The 18,176-nt window shown below is 72.7% G+C and carries 17 protein-coding genes; 8 read left to right on the top strand and 9 right to left on the bottom strand.

Annotation, left to right across the window (positions count from 1 at the left end; genetic code table 11):
• Positions 1 to 8 precede the first annotated feature (8 nt).
• Positions 9 to 485: a (2Fe-2S)-binding protein gene (locus IE252_RS01690; protein WP_190087399.1), complete on the bottom strand. Its 477-nt coding sequence runs from the start codon at positions 483 to 485 to the stop codon at positions 9 to 11.
• Between the two features lie 8 nt (positions 486 to 493).
• On the bottom strand, positions 494 to 2,830 hold the full coding sequence (locus tag IE252_RS01685) for a molybdopterin cofactor-binding domain-containing protein (protein WP_190087398.1): 2,337 nt from the start codon (positions 2,828 to 2,830) through the stop codon (positions 494 to 496).
• A 289-nt stretch (positions 2,831 to 3,119) separates the two neighbouring features.
• Here IE252_RS01685 and IE252_RS01680 point away from each other — a divergent pair, with 289 nt between their 5' ends.
• Complete coding sequence (locus tag IE252_RS01680; protein ID WP_190087397.1) at positions 3,120 to 4,013, top strand: LysR family transcriptional regulator; 894 nt, start codon at positions 3,120 to 3,122, stop codon at positions 4,011 to 4,013.
• Here the strand turns inward: IE252_RS01680 and IE252_RS01675 are convergent.
• Entirely contained in the window at positions 3,997 to 4,320 is a 324-nt protein-coding gene (locus IE252_RS01675) for an MFS transporter (RefSeq protein WP_229847955.1), read from the bottom strand. The genes IE252_RS01680 and IE252_RS01675 overlap by 17 nt on opposite strands.
• Between IE252_RS01675 and pdxR the strand changes: the two genes are divergently transcribed.
• A complete protein-coding gene (gene pdxR / locus IE252_RS01670) occupies positions 4,280 to 5,788 on the top strand; it encodes a MocR-like pyridoxine biosynthesis transcription factor PdxR (RefSeq protein WP_190087396.1) in 1,509 nt (502 codons plus the stop codon). The genes IE252_RS01675 and pdxR overlap by 41 nt on opposite strands.
• A 10-nt stretch (positions 5,789 to 5,798) precedes the next feature.
• Here the strand turns inward: pdxR and IE252_RS01665 are convergent, their stop codons facing one another.
• On the bottom strand, positions 5,799 to 6,401 hold the full coding sequence (locus tag IE252_RS01665) for a TetR/AcrR family transcriptional regulator (RefSeq protein ID WP_190087395.1): 603 nt from the start codon (positions 6,399 to 6,401) through the stop codon (positions 5,799 to 5,801).
• A 29-nt stretch (positions 6,402 to 6,430) separates the two neighbouring features.
• Positions 6,431 to 7,117: an NADPH-dependent F420 reductase gene (locus IE252_RS01660; protein WP_190087394.1), complete on the bottom strand. Its 687-nt coding sequence runs from the start codon at positions 7,115 to 7,117 to the stop codon at positions 6,431 to 6,433.
• A 269-nt stretch (positions 7,118 to 7,386) separates the two neighbouring features.
• On the opposite strand from IE252_RS01660, the gene IE252_RS01655 reads away from it, so the two are divergent.
• Positions 7,387 to 8,430, top strand: coding sequence for a MarR family transcriptional regulator (locus IE252_RS01655; RefSeq protein ID WP_190087393.1), 1,044 nt, complete (start codon positions 7,387 to 7,389; stop codon positions 8,428 to 8,430).
• Between the two features lie 109 nt (positions 8,431 to 8,539).
• Positions 8,540 to 9,373: a CAP domain-containing protein gene (locus IE252_RS01650; protein WP_190087392.1), complete on the top strand. Its 834-nt coding sequence runs from the start codon at positions 8,540 to 8,542 to the stop codon at positions 9,371 to 9,373.
• A gap of 29 nt (positions 9,374 to 9,402) precedes the next feature.
• Here IE252_RS01650 and IE252_RS01645 read toward each other — a convergent pair whose 3' ends face one another.
• Positions 9,403 to 10,881 (bottom strand): sigma-70 family RNA polymerase sigma factor, encoded by a 1,479-nt coding sequence (locus tag IE252_RS01645; protein WP_190087391.1) that lies wholly within the window; start codon positions 10,879 to 10,881, stop codon positions 9,403 to 9,405.
• 268 nt (positions 10,882 to 11,149) lie between these two features.
• Here IE252_RS01645 and IE252_RS01640 point away from each other — a divergent pair, with 268 nt between their 5' ends.
• Positions 11,150 to 11,443, top strand: a complete 294-nt coding sequence (locus IE252_RS01640; protein ID WP_190087390.1) for a hypothetical protein — start codon at positions 11,150 to 11,152, stop codon at positions 11,441 to 11,443.
• Positions 11,444 to 11,447: 4 nt separating this feature from the next.
• On the opposite strand, the gene IE252_RS01635 is transcribed toward IE252_RS01640, so the two are convergent.
• Positions 11,448 to 12,449, bottom strand: coding sequence for a trypsin-like serine peptidase (locus tag IE252_RS01635; RefSeq protein WP_229847833.1), 1,002 nt, complete (start codon positions 12,447 to 12,449; stop codon positions 11,448 to 11,450).
• Positions 12,450 to 12,544: 95 nt separating this feature from the next.
• Entirely contained in the window at positions 12,545 to 13,300 is a 756-nt protein-coding gene (locus tag IE252_RS01630) for a tyrosine-protein phosphatase (protein ID WP_190087389.1), read from the bottom strand.
• 110 nt (positions 13,301 to 13,410) lie between these two features.
• Here IE252_RS01630 and IE252_RS01625 point away from each other — a divergent pair, with 110 nt between their 5' ends.
• The gene (locus IE252_RS01625) at positions 13,411 to 14,412 is read left to right on the top strand and encodes a hypothetical protein (RefSeq protein WP_190087388.1); all 1,002 of its coding nucleotides are present in this window, start codon (positions 13,411 to 13,413) and stop codon (positions 14,410 to 14,412) included.
• Positions 14,413 to 14,424: 12 nt separating this feature from the next.
• Here IE252_RS01625 and IE252_RS01620 read toward each other — a convergent pair whose 3' ends face one another.
• The gene (locus tag IE252_RS01620; protein ID WP_190087387.1) at positions 14,425 to 15,894 is read right to left on the bottom strand and encodes an MFS transporter; all 1,470 of its coding nucleotides are present in this window, start codon (positions 15,892 to 15,894) and stop codon (positions 14,425 to 14,427) included.
• Positions 15,895 to 16,130: 236 nt separating this feature from the next.
• Here IE252_RS01620 and IE252_RS01615 point away from each other — a divergent pair, with 236 nt between their 5' ends.
• Both IE252_RS01615 and IE252_RS01610 read left to right on the top strand, forming a co-directional pair.
• Positions 16,131 to 16,844: a TetR/AcrR family transcriptional regulator gene (locus IE252_RS01615; protein ID WP_190087386.1), complete on the top strand. Its 714-nt coding sequence runs from the start codon at positions 16,131 to 16,133 to the stop codon at positions 16,842 to 16,844.
• A 209-nt stretch (positions 16,845 to 17,053) separates the two neighbouring features.
• Positions 17,054 to 18,166 (top strand): sugar ABC transporter substrate-binding protein, encoded by a 1,113-nt coding sequence (locus tag IE252_RS01610; RefSeq protein WP_190087385.1) that lies wholly within the window; start codon positions 17,054 to 17,056, stop codon positions 18,164 to 18,166.
• The last annotated feature ends 10 nt before the right edge of the window (positions 18,167 to 18,176 follow it).

Here is an 18,176-nt window from a genome sequence, read left to right as displayed (position 1 = left end):
CGTACGCGTCAGAAGTTCTTCGCACCCGCCCTGATGGCCTCGCGGATGCGGTGGTACGTACCGCAGCGGCATATGTTGCGGATCTCGTCGAAGTCCGCGTCGCCGATCTCGTGACCGGCGGCGCGGGCCTGGTGGACCTTGGCGACGGCGGCCATGATCTGGCCGGGCTGGCAGTAGCCGCACTGGGCCACGTCGTACTCAAGCCAGGCCTCCTGCATGGGGTGCAGGTCCTTGCCGACGGTGGCGGGCAGGCCCTCGATGGTGGTGACCTCGTCGGTCGGCTTGACGTCCTTGACCCGGACCGAACAGGGGTTGAACGCCTTGCCGTTGATGTGGCTGGTGCAGGCCTGGCAGACGCCGAGGCCGCAGCCGTACTTCGGCCCGGTCACGCCGAGGACGTCACGCAGCACCCAGAGCAGCCGGACGTCGTCCTCGACGTCCACCGACACCGGCTTGCCGTTGAGGATGAAGGTGTGCTGAGGCACGGATGCTCCTAGTACGCGCGGCTGAGGCCGTCGGTGGGGGACGCGGGGATCGGGGGGACGGTCGGCAGGGGGTCGAAGCCGAGGGGGCCGTCGTGGTTGATGGGGAAGGTGGTCGGCATGGTGCCGGTGGCCCGGCCGTAGGCGCAGGCGACCGCGGCCATCGCGCCCGCGACGGCCAGCTCCCCCGCGCCGCCCGGCTTGTCGCCGGTGGGCGGCATCACGATGATCTCCAGCTCGGGCGGGGTGTTCCACTGCCGGGTGTAGAAGTAGTTGTCCCAGCTGCCTTCGAGGAAGTGGCCGTCCTTCAGATGGAGGCCGGAGCTGAGGGTGATCGCGATGCCGTCCATGATGCCGCCCATCATCTGGGCCTCAAGACCACGCGGGTTGACGGCAAGCCCCACGTCGACGGCGCACACGACCCGGGTGACCCGCGGGCCGGTGTACGCGTCGGGGATCTGGCGCCCGGTCGTCTCCGGGCGGCAGTCGATCTCGGCGAGGACGGCGACGAACCCGTGGTACTCGGGGTGGAGGGCGATGCCCTGCGCGGTGCCCGCGGGCATGCTCCGGCCCCACTCGCCGACCTGCGCGACCTTGTCCAGGACGGCCCGGGCCCGGTCCGCCTTGAGGAACTGGCGGCGGAACCGGTAGGCGTCCTTGCCCATCCGCGAAGCGAGCTGGTCGACGACGAGCTCCTGGGCGCAGCGCACGTTGGGCGAGTAGATGTTGCGCATGCTGCCGGTGTTGAAGCCCTTGTCGACCTCGCTGAGCAGCTGGGTGGTGACGCCGAAGTGGTACGGGCTCTGCGTGGAGAGCGCGAAGATCGTCTCGGAGAAGGCGAGATCACCGACGGGCAGTTTGGCCGCCATGGAGGTGATGATCTCGCCGAGCCCGTGCCCGAAGTCGGTGGCCACCGAGGTGTGCCGCTGCTCGTACGAGAGGACCTCGCCCAGTGCGTACGTCGCCCGGACCCGGGAGGTGGACATCGGGTGGGTGCGGCCCTGGCGGAAGTCGTCCGTGCGGTGCCACATCAGTTTGACGGGCTTGCCCATCGCCTTCGATATCTGGGCGGCTTCCAGTGCCGCGTCGAAGAACAGCTTGCGGCCGAAGGAGCCGCCGCCCTCGGTGACGTGCACCTTGACGGCGGACAGCGGCAGGCCGAGCTTGAGCGCGATGGTCTCCTGCGCGGTGATCGGGGTCTTCAGCGACGCCCAGATCTCGGCCCGGTCGCTTCTGACATCCGCCACCGCGCAGTTGGGCTCCAGGGCGCTGTTGCTGGCGAAGTGGAACGTGAACCGCGCGTCCACGGAGTGGACCAGGGGGTCGAGGGCCGGTACCACCAGCGGCAGTTCGGCGGCGCGCAACTCCTTGAGGACGGTGGCGTCGGAGGCGCCCTCCTCGGTGCCGGGGCCCCAGGAAACCCGCAGCGCCCGTACGGCGTCGATGCACTGGCCGAACGTCCGCCCGCGCACGGCGACTCCGGTGGAGACGGTGACGACGTCGGTGATGCCGGGCATCGCGAGGACGTCCGCCCGGTTCTCCACCGACCGTACGGTTCCGTTGATCGTCGGCGGCCGGCACACCATCGTGGGCAGCGCGCCCGGCACGCTGACGTCCATGGCGAACTGCTTGCGCCCGGTGACCGCGGCGAGCGCGTCGACGCGACTGCGCGGGGTGCCGATGACGCCGAACTGCGCGGGCTTCTTCAGGGTGACGGGGATGCGGACGGTGGTGCGGCTCGCGGCCTTCACCGCCAGTTCGCCGTACGTGGCGCTCTTCCCGCGCGGGGAGGTGACGACCCCGGCCCGGGTGGTCAGCGTGGAGGCGGCCTCGCCGAACTCGGCGGCCGCGGCCTCCACGAGCCGCGCCCGGGCGGTCGCGGCGGCGACCCGGATCGGGGTGTAGGTGGCGATGGTGGTGTTCGACGCACCCGTCATCTGGTTGAACAGCAGCTCCGGCCGGGCGTCGGCCAGGCTCACCCGGATCCGGTCGAGCGGCAGGTCCAGCTCCTCCGCGATCAGCATCGCGGACGAGGTGGTCACGCCCTGGCCCACCTCGGCGCGGGGCAGCACGAAGGAGGCGGTGCCGTCGTCGTGGACCTCGATCGTGATCAGACCGGACGTCGCCAGGGCGGCGTCGGTGAGCATGTCGTTGAGGTCGTAGATCTCGGACGGGCCGGGCAACGACGGGACCGCCGCCTCGGCCCGGGCGGGTGCGAGCGCTGCCTCGCCGAGCTGCGCGGCCACCGTCAGCGTCGAGGCCGCGAGCACATATCCCAGGAACCGCCGCCGCCCCAGCTCGGGGGCGACGGCCCCGTCCTCCTGCTCCGGACGACCCGAGGCTGCCATCAACTGTCCCTTCGTCACCTGCACCGTCTGCGCCGTGTCAGAGGGTCACACATTTCTCATGAGTAACACCAGGCGCGAAACAGGCCTGGTGTGACGTGATCTGGCGGGCCATCAGTTCAGCGGGTTCACCGGAGGGGTCGGCACCCTCCGTGGACCACGCCGCCCGGGTCCGGATCCCCGACGGCTTCCACGGACGGGTTGCCGCCCCGGACACAAATCCTTGTGGCGACACCTACCCAAGTCAATCCTCTGGTTTTCTTTCAAAGATCCAAGCAATACCTTGGAGTTCATGACTCTCGACGACCTCCGTGTCTTCGTCGCCGCCTGTGAGAGCGGCAATCTGAGCGCCGTGGCGCGCGATCTGTCCCGTACGCAGTCGGCGGTCAGCCAGCACGTCAAGCGCCTGGAGGCCGAACTCGGCCTGCCCCTCCTTGAGCGGCGGCCCCGGGGCGTCGCCCCCACCCAGGCCGGGCGCATCCTGCAACAGGCCGCCGCCCAGGGCATCGGCCACATAGAACTGGCACTGCGTCAGCTCCGCGATCTACGGGAGGGCGACGGCGGGACCGTCCGGATCACCACCGGAGCCACCACCGTGCGCCACTTCATGTCCGACGCGGTGGTGCGCTTCCGGCGCGCGCACCCCCACGTCAAGCTGGAGTTCCGTACCGAGAACTCCAGCCGGGGCTGCTTCAACGCACTGGCAGCGGGCGAGTCCGACCTCGCCTGGATCACCACCGGCACCCCCGCGCGGGGCATCGAGCAGCGTCCGGTCATCGAGCTGCCCTGGGTGCTGGCCGTCCACGCGGACGACCCCCTCGCCCACAAGAGCAGCATCGAGGTCGCGGACCTGGTCGAGATCCGCCACATCCAGCTGCCCACCAACTCCAGGTCACGCCACCACCTGGACGTCCAACTGGCCGGTCTGGACATCACGTTGGCGTCGACCACCAGCGTGACGGACTGGGACACCGCCATCCTGCTGGCCGAGCTCGGGCTCGGCCACGCGGTGGTGCCGGCCCTGCCCGGCTGGACCGCGTCGGGCCAGGGCGCCCTGCGCTTCGTACCCCTGCCGATGCTGCCGCCGCTGGCGGCGGGCTGGGCGGTGCGCCAGTGGGACGCGCTGGGCCCGCTCGCCCAGGAGTTCGCGGGCACGGTCGTGGACAGCCTCAAGGGCACCGCGTAGCCCTGTCGCGCACCGCGGGGACGACCGCGACCAGCATCAGCGCGGCGGTGAGCACGAACGCCGAGGAGTAGCCGGTACGGTCGGCGAGCACCCCGAACCCCACCGCGCCGACGCCCATCCCGCCGTCGTACGCCAGGTTCCACAGCGCGCTGACCGTGCCGTAACTCGCCGTGGAGACCCGTGCGTACATCAGCGTCAGGGTCGCGTTCTGGGCGATGCCGAAGCCCGCCCCGAACAGGGCCACCCCGGCCAGCGCGGCTACGGGCATGCGGATCAGCGCGGTCAGGAGCACCCCGGCGGCCGACAGGAGCAGGCCCGGCAGGACGAGCCGGGCGGCGCCGTGCCGGTCGCCGAGGCGGCCCGCCCACCAGCGGCCCGCCGTCGAGACGGCGGGCTGCGGTCTGCTGCTCTCGCTCGACCTCGAGAGCAGCGAGCACCTGCGTGCGCAGGTGGAGCGGCAGGTGCGCGAGGCGATCCGCTCGGGGCGCCTCCAGGTCGGCGAGCGGCTGCCGTCCTCGCGTGAACTCGCCCTGGGCCTGGGGGTGTCGCGGGGCCTGGTGCAGGAGTGCTACGCCCAGCTCCAGGCCGAGGGATACCTGGTGACCCGGGTCGGCGCCGCGACCCGGGTCGCGGCCGGCGCGCACATACCACCGGCGCCCGCACCACCGCCCGGGACCGGCCCCGGCCTGTTGGCCGACTTCCGCTGGGGCGTGCCCGACCTGGGCACCTTCCCCCTCGACGACTGGCTGTGGGCGCTGCGGGAGGCCGGGCGCGCCATGCCGACGGCGGCGCTCGACTACGGGGACCCGCGCGGCAGTTCCGTCCTGCGCGAGGTGCTGGCCGGATACGCGCGCCGGGTGCGGGCCGCGGCGGCCGACCCGGAGCGCATGGTCGTCTGCTCCGGCTACGCGCAGGGCCTGGGCCTGGCGCTGCGGGCCCTGGCCCGCGCGGGGGTGCGCACGGTGGCGTACGAGGACCCGGGTTCGCCCGCCACGGTGTCCGCGGCGGCGGCTTCGGCCGGGCTCTCGGCGGTCCCGGTGCCGGTCGACGCGCACGGCGTCGACGTGCGGGCGCTGGCCGTGACGGACGCCCGCGCGGTGGTGCTGACCCCCGCCCACCAGTGGCCGACCGGAGTGGTGCTCTCCCCCGGTCGGCGGCGCGAACGCATCGCCTGGGCGGTGCGCCGGGACGCGTACGTCGTCGAGGACGACTACGACGCCGAGTTCCGCTACGACCGCGAGCCGGTGGGTGCGGTGCAGGGGCTCGCCGCGGACCGGGTGGTCTCCCTCGGCACGGTCAGCAAGTCACTGGCGCCCGCGCTGCGCCTCGGCTGGCTGCTCTGCCCGCCCGCGCTCGCCGAGGACGTCGTCGAGCACAAGCGGCTGAGCGACCGCGGCTCCCCCACCCTCGACCAGCTCGCGCTCGCGCGGCTGATCGAGTCCGGCCGCTTCGACCGGCATCTGCGCCGGATGCGCACCATGTACGCGGCGCGCCGCACCGCCCTGCTCGAAGCGCTCACCGAGCACGCGCCCGGGGTCGAGGTCAGCGGCCTGGCGGCGGGCTTCCACGTGGTCGCGCACCTCGACGACGCGGCCGACGAGGGCACCGTGATCGCCGCCGCGCGGGAGCGGTCCGTCGGCCTCTACGGCATGAGCCCGTGCCGCTCGACAGGCGCGACGGCCCCGCCCCGGCTGGTGCTGGGGTTCGGCAATGTGGGCGAGCGGGCGATCCGGGCGGGGGTTGCGGCGGTGGGGGATCTGCTGGTGCGGCGGTGAGGCGTGCGCGTCACTGTGTACGTGTCTCGGGGCGCAGTGCCGCCAACGTAAGGTCGACGGCCTGCTCGGCCCACTGCGGGTGGCCGCCGCGGCCCGCCAGATAGTCGGCGTAGAACGGCCCGAGGAGCGCCGAGACGGCCGCCTCCAGATCCGCGTCCCGGCGGATGCTCCCCTCCTCGCGGGCCCGTTCCAGGACCTCACGCAGCAGGGCGCGGCGGGGCAGGACCGTGCGGGCGCGCAGCAGGGCGAGGAGTTCCGGGGTGTGGTCCTCCTCCGCGAGGCAGGTGCCTATCAGCGCCATCCCGTTCACCCGCGCGACGGTGTCGGCGAAGTCCCGCAGGACGGCGACGAGGTCGGCGCGGACGTCACCGGAGGGCGGTGGGGCGTCGGCCATCCGTGCGGCGGCGAGCGCCGCGGTGAGCAGGTCGGCCTTCGTCTTCCACCGCAGATGGATGGTGGACTTGCTCACCCCCGCCGCCGAGGCGACCTGGTCCAGGGTCATCCGTACGTAACCCTGCCGCGCCAGCAGGTCGAGCGCGGCCCGCAGGATCGCGTCGTTCTTCTCGGCGGACCGGGGCCGTCCGGCGCTCCTGGTCGTCGTCTCGTCGTGCATGCCCGCCTCGTGGGGACGCCGGACCGGGGTCAGGCGCCCTGGATGTGGAAGTTGAAGTCGGCGTGGCCCAGCGCCGCCATCAGCCGCAGCCAGACCGGCAGCATCATTTCGGCGCCGCGCGCACTGGTGATGTCACCCAGGTCGATGATGCTCGGCTGGGGCCAGCCGAAGGCGATCAGCAGCGCGGCGACGGCCTTCTTGGCGTCCTCGTCGTCGCCGGAGAGGAACACGTTGTGCTCGCCGGGGACCCGGGACGGCTCGACCATGACGTGGGTGTTCATCGTGTTGAGGGTCTTCACGACGCGCGCCCCGGGGAAGGCCCGCTGGATCCGCTCGCCGAGGCTGTCGGTGTTCGCCGGGTCGAGGGTGGGCGGCATGCCGTGCGAGAAGTCCAGCGGGTTGGCGATGTCGATGAGCACCTTGCCGTCGAGGTTCTCCGCGCCGACGGCGCCGAGCGCGTCCAGACTGGCCAGGCCCGACGTGGTGTTGACCACGGTGTCGCCGAACGCCCCTGCGTCCGCGAACGCTTCGAGGCGTACACGCGGGTGCTCCTGGTGCCATACGGAGAACGGCGGGTTGCCCATGCCGTCCGGCTCGGTGCGGGCGAGCGTGGCCTTGGGGTCACGGGTGCCGACGGCCACTTCGTGGCCGAGGGAGGCGAGCTTGGCGGCGATCGTCCGGCCGACGATGCCGGTGCCGAGGACTGCGTAGCGCATGAGGCTCGATCCTTTCGGGATCGGGGGCCGGAGAGGGACGGCCACCCGGTACGCGGAAAAAGTAAACCGAGCCGTTCGGTAGGACAAGGATGCCGCGCGGTCACGCCTGCCCACGCAAGTGCCGGCCGGTCCACCACCCCCCGTATCTTCCGTGTGGACCAGCCGGCACTCCCCCGTTGTTGCGCCCCTCCACCGTGGCAGCCCTGTAGGCGCGGAGGTGACGTGTTTCGGGCTGGTCCGAAACACGGCGGAGGGCGATGCTCGGGCGCGTGACGCTGCGCATCCACTTCACCGCCGACGACCTCGCCCGTACCCGGCTGGCGGAGGGCCCGCGTCCGCTGCTCGAACTGGACGTCGCCCTGCGGGTGTTGCGGGAGCCCGTGCACCCGGTGCGCTTCGACGCGTGGCGGCGGGAGTCGTTCGCCCGGCTGGCACCCCGGGCCCGGCTCGCCTTCGAAGTGGTTCCTGTCAAGGGCTGGTCGATGGAGTTCCTCCTGCCCGTGGAGCCGGGCAGCGCCCAGGAGTTGTGGGAGAGGGTGCGCGCCACCCCTGCGACGCGGGTACGCGAACAGGTCGACGAGTGGGCGGGCCGGGTCCAACGGATTCCGCCGTGGACGGGCCGCCTCGCCGAGGACCCGCTCTTCGTACGGGAGCTGGTCGACGTCTTCGAGGACACCTACGAGCAGCTCGTCGCGCCGTACTGGCCCCGGATCGAGCAACTCGCGGACGCCGACCGGGCGATGCGGATGCGCCAGCTCACCGAGGGCGGGGTGGAGCGGCTGCTCCAGGGGCTCAATCCGCGCCGGGTGCGCTGGAGCCCCCCGGTGCTCGAACTGACCATGGCCTCCGGCCACGAGGGCGACCTGTACCTCGAAGGGCGGGGCCTGCTGCTCATCCCCACGCTCTTCGGCTCGGCGTTCCCGGTCTTCGACGACACCGGGCCGCAGCCCTGGATCAGCTTCCCCATCGGCCACGACCGCACACCGTGGTTCCCCCTGACCGCGACGGCGACCGCGAGCGCCCTCACCGAGACGCCGCGCTCCCTGGCGGCGCTCCTCGGCCGCACCCGCGCGACCGTGCTGTGCGCGATCGCCGAGCACCCCGGCCTGACCACCAGTCAGCTCGCCTCGCGCGCGGGCATCTCACCGGCGAGCGCGAGCGAACACGCCACGGTGCTGCGGTCGGCGGGTCTGGTGAGCACGGCCCGGGACCGCAACGCCGTCCTGCACACCCCCACCGCGGCCGGGATCGGCCTGCTCAACGCGTCCAGCGCCGACACCACCGGGCCGGAACCCGCGATCCTGCGCGCCTGACGGTTACTTGTGGCCCAGGTCACGCCCGGAGAAATCGTTATGGCTCCGCCTCCCCCGGCTCTCCCAGGTGCCGGACACCCCGGCAGCACCGGACAGAGAGCGGAGCACCATGCAGCACCACGACGACCACCCCCACGTCCGGCCCGCCGCGAGCGAGGGCCGGGCCGGGCGCCGCCGCGCGCACCGGCAGCGGTCCCGGCAGGCCGTCGGCACCGCGATGGCCGGGACCGTGGCGGTCGCCGCCGTCGCCGGAGCGCTTCTGTGGCCACACTCCGACGACCCCGCCGAGGCGGTACGCACCCAGGCGGCCCCGCCCGCCGGGCACCCCCTGGACACCGGCGCCACCACGGCCGCCGCAACTCCGTCCGCCTCGCCCTCGCCGATACGCTCCGACGCCCCCGCGAAGACCGCGTCCCCCAAGCCGAAGCCGACCCGGAGCGGCCCCGCGTCCACGCACCCAGGCACGGGCACGGGCACCACGACGACCAAGGGGCAGGCGGGTGGCGGCCAGGCACCCCGCAGGACCACACCGCCGCGTACCGACAACACCCCGACCGGCACCGCCGCCGCGTACGTCCAGCAGGTCGTGGACCTCGCCAACGCCGAGCGCACCAAGGCGGGTTGCTCGCCCTTCAAGGCCGACGGCCGCCTCAACGCGTCGGCCCAGGCGCACGCCGACGACATGGCCGCGCGCGACTACTACGAGCACAACAGCCCGGAGGGGCGCAACGCGGGCGACCGGATGAGCGCCGCCGGATACGACTGGCACAAGTGGGGCGAGAACATCCACCGCGGCCCGAAGACCCCCGCCGACGCGATGCGCGACTGGATGAACAGCCCGGGCCACCGCGCCAACCTCCTGGACTGCGGCTTCAAGGACATCGGCGTGGGCGTGAACCTCAGCGGCAACGGCCCGTGGTGGGTGCAGAACTTCGGCAGCTGAGCCTCGCCCGGCACAGGTGTGGGTGGGACTCAGGACTGCGAACCCGCGAAGTCCTGCACCCACACCGTGCCGTCGGGGCCGGGCACGGCGGCCACGCCCGTGTCGCGGTAGCCGCAGTCGAGCATGTTCTGCTGGTGGATCGCGCCGTCCGTCCAGTCGTCGACGATCGCGGCCGGGTCGGCCGTGCCCCGGTCCAGATTCTCCGCCCAGGCCCCGACGGGGTACCCGGCGGCCCGCATCCGGGCGTCGGCGTGCTGCCCCTCGGGGCTCGCGTGGTCGTAGTAGTGGCGGGCGACCATGTCCCGGGCGTGCCCGACCGCCGCCGTGGTGAGCCGGGGGTCCATGCGCAGGGGCGCGCAACCGGCCGCGCCACGGCGGCTGTTGACCAGCCGCAGCAACCGCTGCTCGGGGGTGGCGGCGGTCGGCGTCGGCCGGGCGGTCTTGGGAGGCGCCTTGGGCGAGGGGCTCGCCTTCGTCGGCTGCGGTACGGGAGTGGCGGAGGGGGACGGCGAGGCGGACGTCACGGTGGCCTGCGGCGCCACGGGCGCGGCGGGCTTGGCCTCGGGGTGCGGATCGGGCCACAGCAGGACGGCCAGGATCCCGAGGACGACGGTGACGGCGAGGGCGCCCCCGATCACGTACGCACGCGGCTTCGCCAAGGTGGCCGGGCCTGGTCCGGCGCTCGGCACCGGCGCCGTGGACGCGACCGGCGCGAGGCGGGCGCCGGGGAGGAAATGGGCGGCCCCGTACAGCGGCACGAGCAGGGCGAGACCGGCGAGCAGGCCCTCGGCGGGCACCAGGCCCGCGCCCCGGCCCGAGCAGGTACGGCAGTCGCGGGTGTGGCGCGCGATCCGCTTGCGCCACACCGGGGCGGGGCGGCCGTCCCACCCGGCGGCGGTCCGGGCCAGCTCGTCGCAGAGCGGCCGGGCGGCGAGCGCCCGCACCACGATCCGGCCGACCTCCAGCTGGGCCTTCATGCGCTGGACGCGTACGGCGGCGTGCTGCGGGGTGAGGGCCATCGCCTCGGCGAGTTCGGCGCGGGTGAGCTCGCCCGCCGCCTCCTGCCACCACAGGGCGAGCAGTTCGCGGTCGCTCTCGTCGAGCCAGCGGGTCGCCTCGGCCACCTCGCGGCGCTGCCCGGACAGGCCGAGGCGCAGGATGGTGAGGTCCACGAAGTCCGGTTCCGGGTCGGCCGCCTCGGCCAGCTGCTCGGGAGGGGTCGCGGTCGTGTACTGCTGGGCCCGCCAGCGGTGGCGTATCTGGTTCATCGCGATGGCGATCAGCCAGGACCGGAACCGGGACGGCTCGCGCAGCCCGTCCAACCCCTCCAGGGCGTGGAACATGGTCTCCTGCACCACGTCGTCGACGTCGGCGTGCCCGTCCATGGCCCGGCCGACGACGTTGTAGACGAGCGGGAGGTAGTCGGAGACCAGCCGCTCCTGGGCCCGTGCGTCGCCGGTCCGCGCGGCGCCCACCAGCTCCGGCATGGACGTGCTGTCCCTGTGCATCTGCTCCCTCACCCGCTGGCGTCGTTCGTACGCTCCCGTCGTTCTAAGACCCCTGGCGGACACGGGGATAACAGGAACTCGGCCCTCATTTTGTACGACGGCCCGCGCGCCCCGGAATACACCCGTCCGAATACACCTCGTGGCCGCCGTGCGAGATGCCCCGCATTGTGATACTGGCGGTTAGGGGAGACGCTTGAGGTGTATGCGGCCGGGAGTGACCGGTGCGCCGAAGAGAGAGCACCCACCCGGTCAAAAAGGGGTGAGTTTCGTGCGCACACTGTTGAAGGTCGAAATGGACACGGAGAAGGCCAACGACGCCATCAAGAACGGCACGCTCCAGAAGACCGTGGAAGCCGCCATGGAGGCGCTCCACCCCGAAGCCGCCTACTTCACCGCCCAGAACGGCTGTCGTACGGCGTTCATCTTCTTCGACATGACCGATTCGTCCAACATGCCGAAGTTCTCGGAGCCGTTCTTCCTGGAGCTCGGCGCCAAGGTTTCCTACACACCGGTCATGGACCGGGACGATCTGCGCAAGGGCCTGTCGGCCCTGGGGCGCTGACGCGTCAGGACGCCGGACCCGCCGGCGGGGCGCCGGTGACCGCGGCGCGGTAGAGGGCCCGGGTGGCGGCGCCGAAGTAGGCGCTGTAGGAGACCTGGGGGGTGTTGCCGCCGGTGTGGTAGCCGCCGATGACCCCGATCACCGCCCAGCCGTCCGGCGAGGGCACCAGCATCGGGCCGCCGCTGGTCCCGCCCACGAAGGCGTCGCAGGCGATGCGCGGGAAGGTGCCCGGGTCGGCCGGGTCGTCGCTGTCCCACCTGGTGGCCCAGCTCCAGCACTCCAGCGGCTTCTGCGCGCTGCCCGGATAGCCGATCATCCGCACCGGGAGGTGGTAGTAGCCCGTGCCGGTGAGCAGCCGCACGCCGCCCACCGCGTCCTGGAGCCGGGTGCCGTCCTGGTTGGGCTGGGTGAGCGCGAAGCCGAAGTCGTACGCGGCTCCGGCGTGCTCGCCCAGGTCGTAGTACTCCTGTGACACGTAGACCCCGTCGGCCGCCACGGGGAAGACGCCGAACGGCTTGAGCCCGTCGTGGTACTGCGGCACGAAGGCGAGATGGCGCCGGGGCGAGGGGCCCGCGTAGCCCTTCAGGCAGTGCCCGGCGCTCAGCACCAGGTCGTGGCCGGGGCTGCGCACCACCGAACCGCTGCAGGTGCGCCCGGTGCCGTTGGCGTCGGTCCAGAAGAACGTGCCCGCCTGCGGGATGCCGTCGAAGCTCCGGCTGGGCGGGATGTACTCACCGGGCCGGGGCCCGTCCACCGTGGGGTCCGCGGACTGCGCGGGCGATACGGCCCGCGCAAACGGCCCGGCCCCCGCGCCCTTGCCCCCGTCGGCGGGGAGCGCGGCCGCCATCCGGGCGGGGCTCCAGTAGGCGTCGAGCGCGGCGGCGGCCGGGTTCGGCCCGGCCGGGCCGCCCTCGGCAGCGGCGGCGGCCGGGGCGAACCCCGCGCCGAACAGCAGGGCGGCCGCGAACGCGGCGGTGTGCCGGATGATCCTGGTCCTACGCACCATCAGTTCCCCTCTGGCCGGACACAAGTGACGACCCACCATAGGCGTGGTGCGTTGCGGGCAGAAGTGCCCCCAGTGGCCTCGTCCCCGCGCCCCGGTTACGGGGCGGGGGCGGGCTCGACCGCCGGTTCCAGCAGTCCGGCGCGCAGGGCTGCCACCAACTCCTCGTCCACGCCGAGCAGTTCGCTCGCGTACCCGCGCACCGACCCGTGCCGCGCACGCAGGTCGGCGAGGAAGAACCGCATGATGGCGGCGGGGGCACGGCCGTAGCCCGGCCAGGTGATCTCGCGGCCGGGGTTGGCGGCCCGCCAGTCGGCGATCAGGCGGTCCGTGGCGAGCTCGGTGAGGGCGAAGTCCTCGACGATGACGTCCTCGGGGACACCGATCAGGTCCAGCACGAGCGCCGCCAGCAGACCGGTGCGGTCCTTGCCGGAGGCGCAGTGGAAGACGAGCGGCCCGCTGTCGGGCGCGGCGATCGTCCGCAGCGCCTCGCGCAGCTCCTCGACCCCGTCGTGGGCGACTTCCAGGAAGCGGTCGGCGAGGTACCGGCCGGTCTCCACGTCCACGCCGAGGCTCGCCTGGTCGTACGGGCGGTGCTCGATGCTGAGGTTGCGGTACGCCAGCGAGGCGTGCTCGGGGACGCGGCCCTTGCCCTCGATCTCCCACGGGTAGCGCAGGTCGATGACGGTACGGACGCCCAGGCCCAGGAACCGGTCCCAGTCCTCGCCCGCGAGCTTGCCCAGCGAGTCGGAGCGGTACAGCCGCCCCCACCGCACCGCCAGGCCGTCCTCGGTGGGATAGCCGCCCAGGTCACGGAAGTTGTGCAGCCGCTCGAACGCGATGTGTCTGTTCACAAGATCGCACCCTACGGCCGTCGCGGCCGCGCGGGCCGTGGTGTGGATCACTGCGCGCACCACCGGGAATGGACTGGTGGGGGGCCGCACCGGGTTGAGATCCTCTCGCCATGGCCGACTGGGCAACCTTCGCCGTCGTTCCCGAGGACGGCGACCACGAGCGGTACGAGCTCTACGAGTCCCGTTCCGGGGCGGTCGGGCTCGATCTCGACCTGCTGGCCGGCCCCGACGTCGTGCTGCCGTTCCTGCGCGCCCACGACCCGGCGCGGCACGGCTGGCGCGACGACGTCCACTGCGAGGGCGCGGTCCTGGTCGACCCGCACCGCCGGGTGCTGCTCGCCTTCGTCCAGGACGGGCCGACCACCTGTATGCGCCACCGGGCCGCGGCCCTCGACCTGCTGCGCCACGCCTGGCCGGGCTGGCAGGTGCGCTGGACCTACGACGGCCCGGCGGAACCGCGCGCCTACCTGGGCCTGGACCCGGGCGCGGTGCGCGATCCGCGGGGCGAGGTGCATGCGGGGTCGATGCTCGCGCCCGGGGACGAGGAGCTGGCCGAGGACGATCCGCTCGCCACGGTCGTCACCGTCGGCGCCGACCGCTGCCACCTCCTGGCCGCCACCGGGGACCACCCCGTCGCCGAGGGACCCGCCCTCCTCGAACGCCTCGACTCGGCGCCGGAGCACGGCCGTTGTGAGCTGGCCGTGCTCTCCGGGCTGCATGTCGACCCGGCGCGCCGCCGGGTGGGCTGGTGGCTGCTCGGCGCGCAGGCCGGGGCGTACGAGATGGCGTCGCGCTGGCCGGGCTGGACGGTCGAGTTCTGGCAGGACCGGTGGCAGGAGCAGATACGTGCGGCGGGCCACCTCTTCGCCCCGCCCCCGGTCGACCGCCTCCAAGCGCTCGTCGACGTACGGGACGAGGCTCGCGAGCACTGGACCGGCCGACGGGGTGCGGCGCCGCGCGGCCTCGCGCGGCCCGTCGCGGTGGACGGGTCCGGCGCCCTCCTCGGCACCGGGTTCCTGCCCGACGTACCGGCCGATCGCGTCCCGGCGGCCCTGCTCTCGGTCGACTCTGCCTGGCGCCGAGCCGTACGGGCGGCGAAGGGGACGGCCTGAGCGGAGGGCCGGTCAGCTCTCCCGGATACCGGCCTTCAGGTCGCCGAGCGCGAGCAGCAGCGCGCCGAGCACGAACGCGATCGACACCAGCAGTCCGTGGTCGTACGCCGTGGCCCAGCCGTCGCGCCCCAGTTGGGCGAAGAAGACCGCCCCGACGGCCGCGATGCCGACGGCGGAGCCGACGCGCTGACCGGTCTGGAGGGTGCCGCCCGCGCTGCCCGCCGAGCGGACCGGGACCTGAGAGAGCGTCAGCGTCTGGTTGGGGGCGATGACCAGACCACTGCCGAGTCCGGCGAGCAGCAGTGGGGCCGTCATCGCCCACGCCGCCGGCTTGCCGGGGGCGAGATGGACGGCGAGCGCCGTGGCGCCGAGGCCGGTGGCGACCATGACCAGGCCCACCGCGACCAGCCGTCGCCCGAACCGGGCGACCAGGCGGCCGCCGATGGTGGCGGCGACGCCGGAGCCCACCGCGAACGGGGTGATGGCGAGACCCGCGAGCAGCGCGCTCAGGTGCAGCCCGGCCTGGAGATAGAGCGCGGTGATGAAGAAGATCGAGGTGAACCCGCCGAAGTAGAGCAGGATCAGGGCGCAGCCCAGCCAGTAGCTGCGCTCGCGGAACAGGGCCAGGTCGACGACCGGCGACGCACCCCGTCCGCTCTGGCGCCGCTCCCACCCCACGAACGCCGTGAGCAGCGCGGCCGAGACGACCAGGAGCAGCCACTTCTCCGGGCCGTGCCACTGCTGCGCCTGGACGAACGGCAGGAGCAGCGCCAGGACCCCGGCGCCGAGCAGCAGCACCCCGACCGGGTCCAGGGCGCGCAGCGGGATGCGGCGGGCGGACGGGGTGTCGGGGAGCAGCCGCCGGGCCAGCACCAGACAGGCGATGCCGATCGGCACGTTGACGTAGAACACCCAGCGCCAGCCCTCGTGCGGGCCCGCCGCGTGGATGAGCAGTCCGCCGAGGAGCGGGCCGACGGCCGTGGAGATGCCGATGACGCTGCCGAGCATCCCGAAGGCGCGGCCGCGTTCGGCGCCGGAGAACATCTGCTGGATCAGGGCCGAGATCTGCGGCGAGATCAGCCCTCCGGCCAGGCCCTGGACGGCGCGGGCCGCCACCAGCCACAGGCTGGACTGCGCCGCCCCGCAGGCCGCCGAGGCGACGACGAACAGGGCGAGCCCGGTCATGAACACCGCGCGTCGGCCCCGGGCGTCGCCGATCCGCCCGGCCGGGACCAGGAACAGCCCGAAGGCGAGCGCGTATCCGGAGAGCACCCACTGCAGATCGGCCTCCGGGGCGTCCAGCGCCACCCGGATCGACGGCAGCGCCACGTTGACGATCGACACGTCGAGCAGCGTCATGAACCCCGCCACCAGACACACCGCGAGCGCCCGCCAGCGGTCGCGGTCGGACGGAGGCACGGCGGCGGCCGTACCGGCGCGGCCCGGCCCGCCGTCAGGGCCGCTTGCGGAATGCGGAGCCACCGGCGGCCTTCTTTCTCACGCTCTCGCGCTCGCTCATGCGGACGGTACGCATCCGAATGATGACGCAGCGGGCACACCGGCCGCGCCCTCCCGCGCCGCCTCGGTCGGCCTTGTTACGGCTCGTAGCCATTGCGAACCGCACTCACCGGAGTGATCATGGGAGGAGGGGACCGCCGCAAGGGCACCGCGTCCGGCCGCCGCGCCGCACGGGAACACCGGTGCACGCAGGAGGACCCATGACCGCCGACGTGAAGAGTCCCCGGGCCCGCTACCGGGAGCAGACCCGCGCCGACATCAAGGCGGCGGCGCTGGAACAGCTCGCCGAGGGAGGCACCCAGGCGGTCGCGCTGACCCGGATCGCCAAGGACATGGGGCTCTCCGGACCCGCGCTCTACCGCTACTTCGCCAGCCGCGACGAGTTGCTCGGCGATCTGATCCGCGACGCGTACGACGATCTGGCGCACGCCGTCACGCACGCCGTGGGCACCGGCGAGACCGACGCCCGCACCGCGCTGCACGCGCTCGCCGACGCCTTCCTGGACTGGGCCACCGCGCAGCCGCACCGCTATCTGCTGATCCAGGGAACTCCGGTGCCGGGCTATGCCGCGCCGCCGGACACCCTGGAGCGCGCACGGGCCGCCCTCGGCCCCTTCCTCGCGGTCTTCGCCGCCGGGAATCCCACCGAGGCGTTCCGCCCGGTGGTCGAGGAGATCGCCCAGTGGGTACGGGAGGACGTCTCACTGGCCGCGTGGGTCTGGGAGCACACCGGGCGCCCCGCGCGCGACACCGCGGCCGGGACGGCGCTGTCGGGCGCGGTGCTCGCCTGGTCGCAACTGCACGGCACGGTGAGCCTCGCGGTGTCGGGCCAGTACGGCGGCATCGGCCACCGGACCCGGACCCTGCTCATGGCTCAGGCCGACGCGCTGGCGGACGCGTTCCGGCTCGCGTGACGGGCGATCCGCAGGCGCCGGAGGCGCCGCGTCCGCACGGCCGGTCCAACCGCCTTTGCCCAGCTCAGAGTTGTTGCCTGTTCGACTAATCAATGGAAAGACTCATTGCGGTCTCGGTCACCCTCAACTCCTTGACGCCTCCTGTACCTCCCAGTTGACTTCCAGCCACCTCGGCCGCGAGGACGTGGCCATGTCAGGGAGGTCTCTCGATGAACACCCGTATGCGTCGTGCCGCCGTGTCCGTGACCGCCACCGCGATGGCCGTCTCCCTCGCCGCCTGCGGAAGCGCCAAGGAGTCCGGGGACACCGGCAAGGTCGCGGGGGCGAAGAAGGGCGGCGCCCTCAAGATCGGTCTGCTGCTCCCGGAGAACCAGACCGCGCGTTACGAGAAGTTCGACAAGCCGCTCATCGAGAAGATGGTCAAGGAACTCACGGCGGGCAAGGGGCAGGTGATCTACGCCAACGCCAAGCAGGACGCCACGGTCCAGGCCCAGCAGGTCGACACGATGATCACCAACAAGGTCGACGCGCTGATCGTGGACGCGGTGGACTCGAAGGCGATCGCGGGCGCGGTGAAGAAGGCCAAGGACCAGGGGATCCCGGTCGTCGCCTTCGACCGTCTGGCGGAGGGTCCGATCGACGCGTACACGTCGTTCGACAACGAGCAGGTCGGGCATGTGCAGGGCAAGGCCCTGGTCGACGCGCTGGGCGCAAAGGCCAAGGACGGCCAGATCGTGATGATGAACGGGGCGATCACCGACCCGAACGCGGCGCTGTTCAAGAAGGGCGCGCACGCCGAGCTCGACGGCAAGGTGAACATCGGCAAGGAGTACGACACCAAGGAGTGGAAGCCGGAGAACGCCAACGCCAACATGGAGGGCGCGATCTCGGCCCTGGGCAAGGACAAGATCATCGGCGTGTACTCCGCCAACGACGGCATGGCGGGCGGCATCATCACCGCCCTCAAGGCCGCCGGCCTGCCCAAGCTCCCCCCGGTCACCGGCCAGGACGCCGAACTCGCCGGAGTCCAGCGCATCGTCATGGGCGAGCAGTTCATGAGCGTCTACAAGCCCTACGTCCAAGAGGGCCCCGTCGCCGCGCAGATGGCCGTGGCACTGGCCAAGGGGCAGCCGCTGACCATCATCACCAAGACCACGGTCGACTCCCCCACGAAGAAGGCCATCCCGTCCATGATCATCCCGATCATGGCCCTCACCAAGGCCAACATCAAGGAGACGGTCATCCGCGACGGCGTCTACTCGACCTCCGAGATCTGCACGCCCAACGTCAAGGACGCCTGCGACGCGATGGGCCTGAAGTAGCCGCTGCGCC

Source organism: Streptomyces melanogenes, from assembly GCF_014649795.1.
Lineage (GTDB): Bacteria > Actinomycetota > Actinomycetes > Streptomycetales > Streptomycetaceae > Streptomyces > Streptomyces noboritoensis.
Note: the sequence above shows the minus strand (reverse complement) of the source record. Positions and strands in the feature narration are given on the sequence as shown.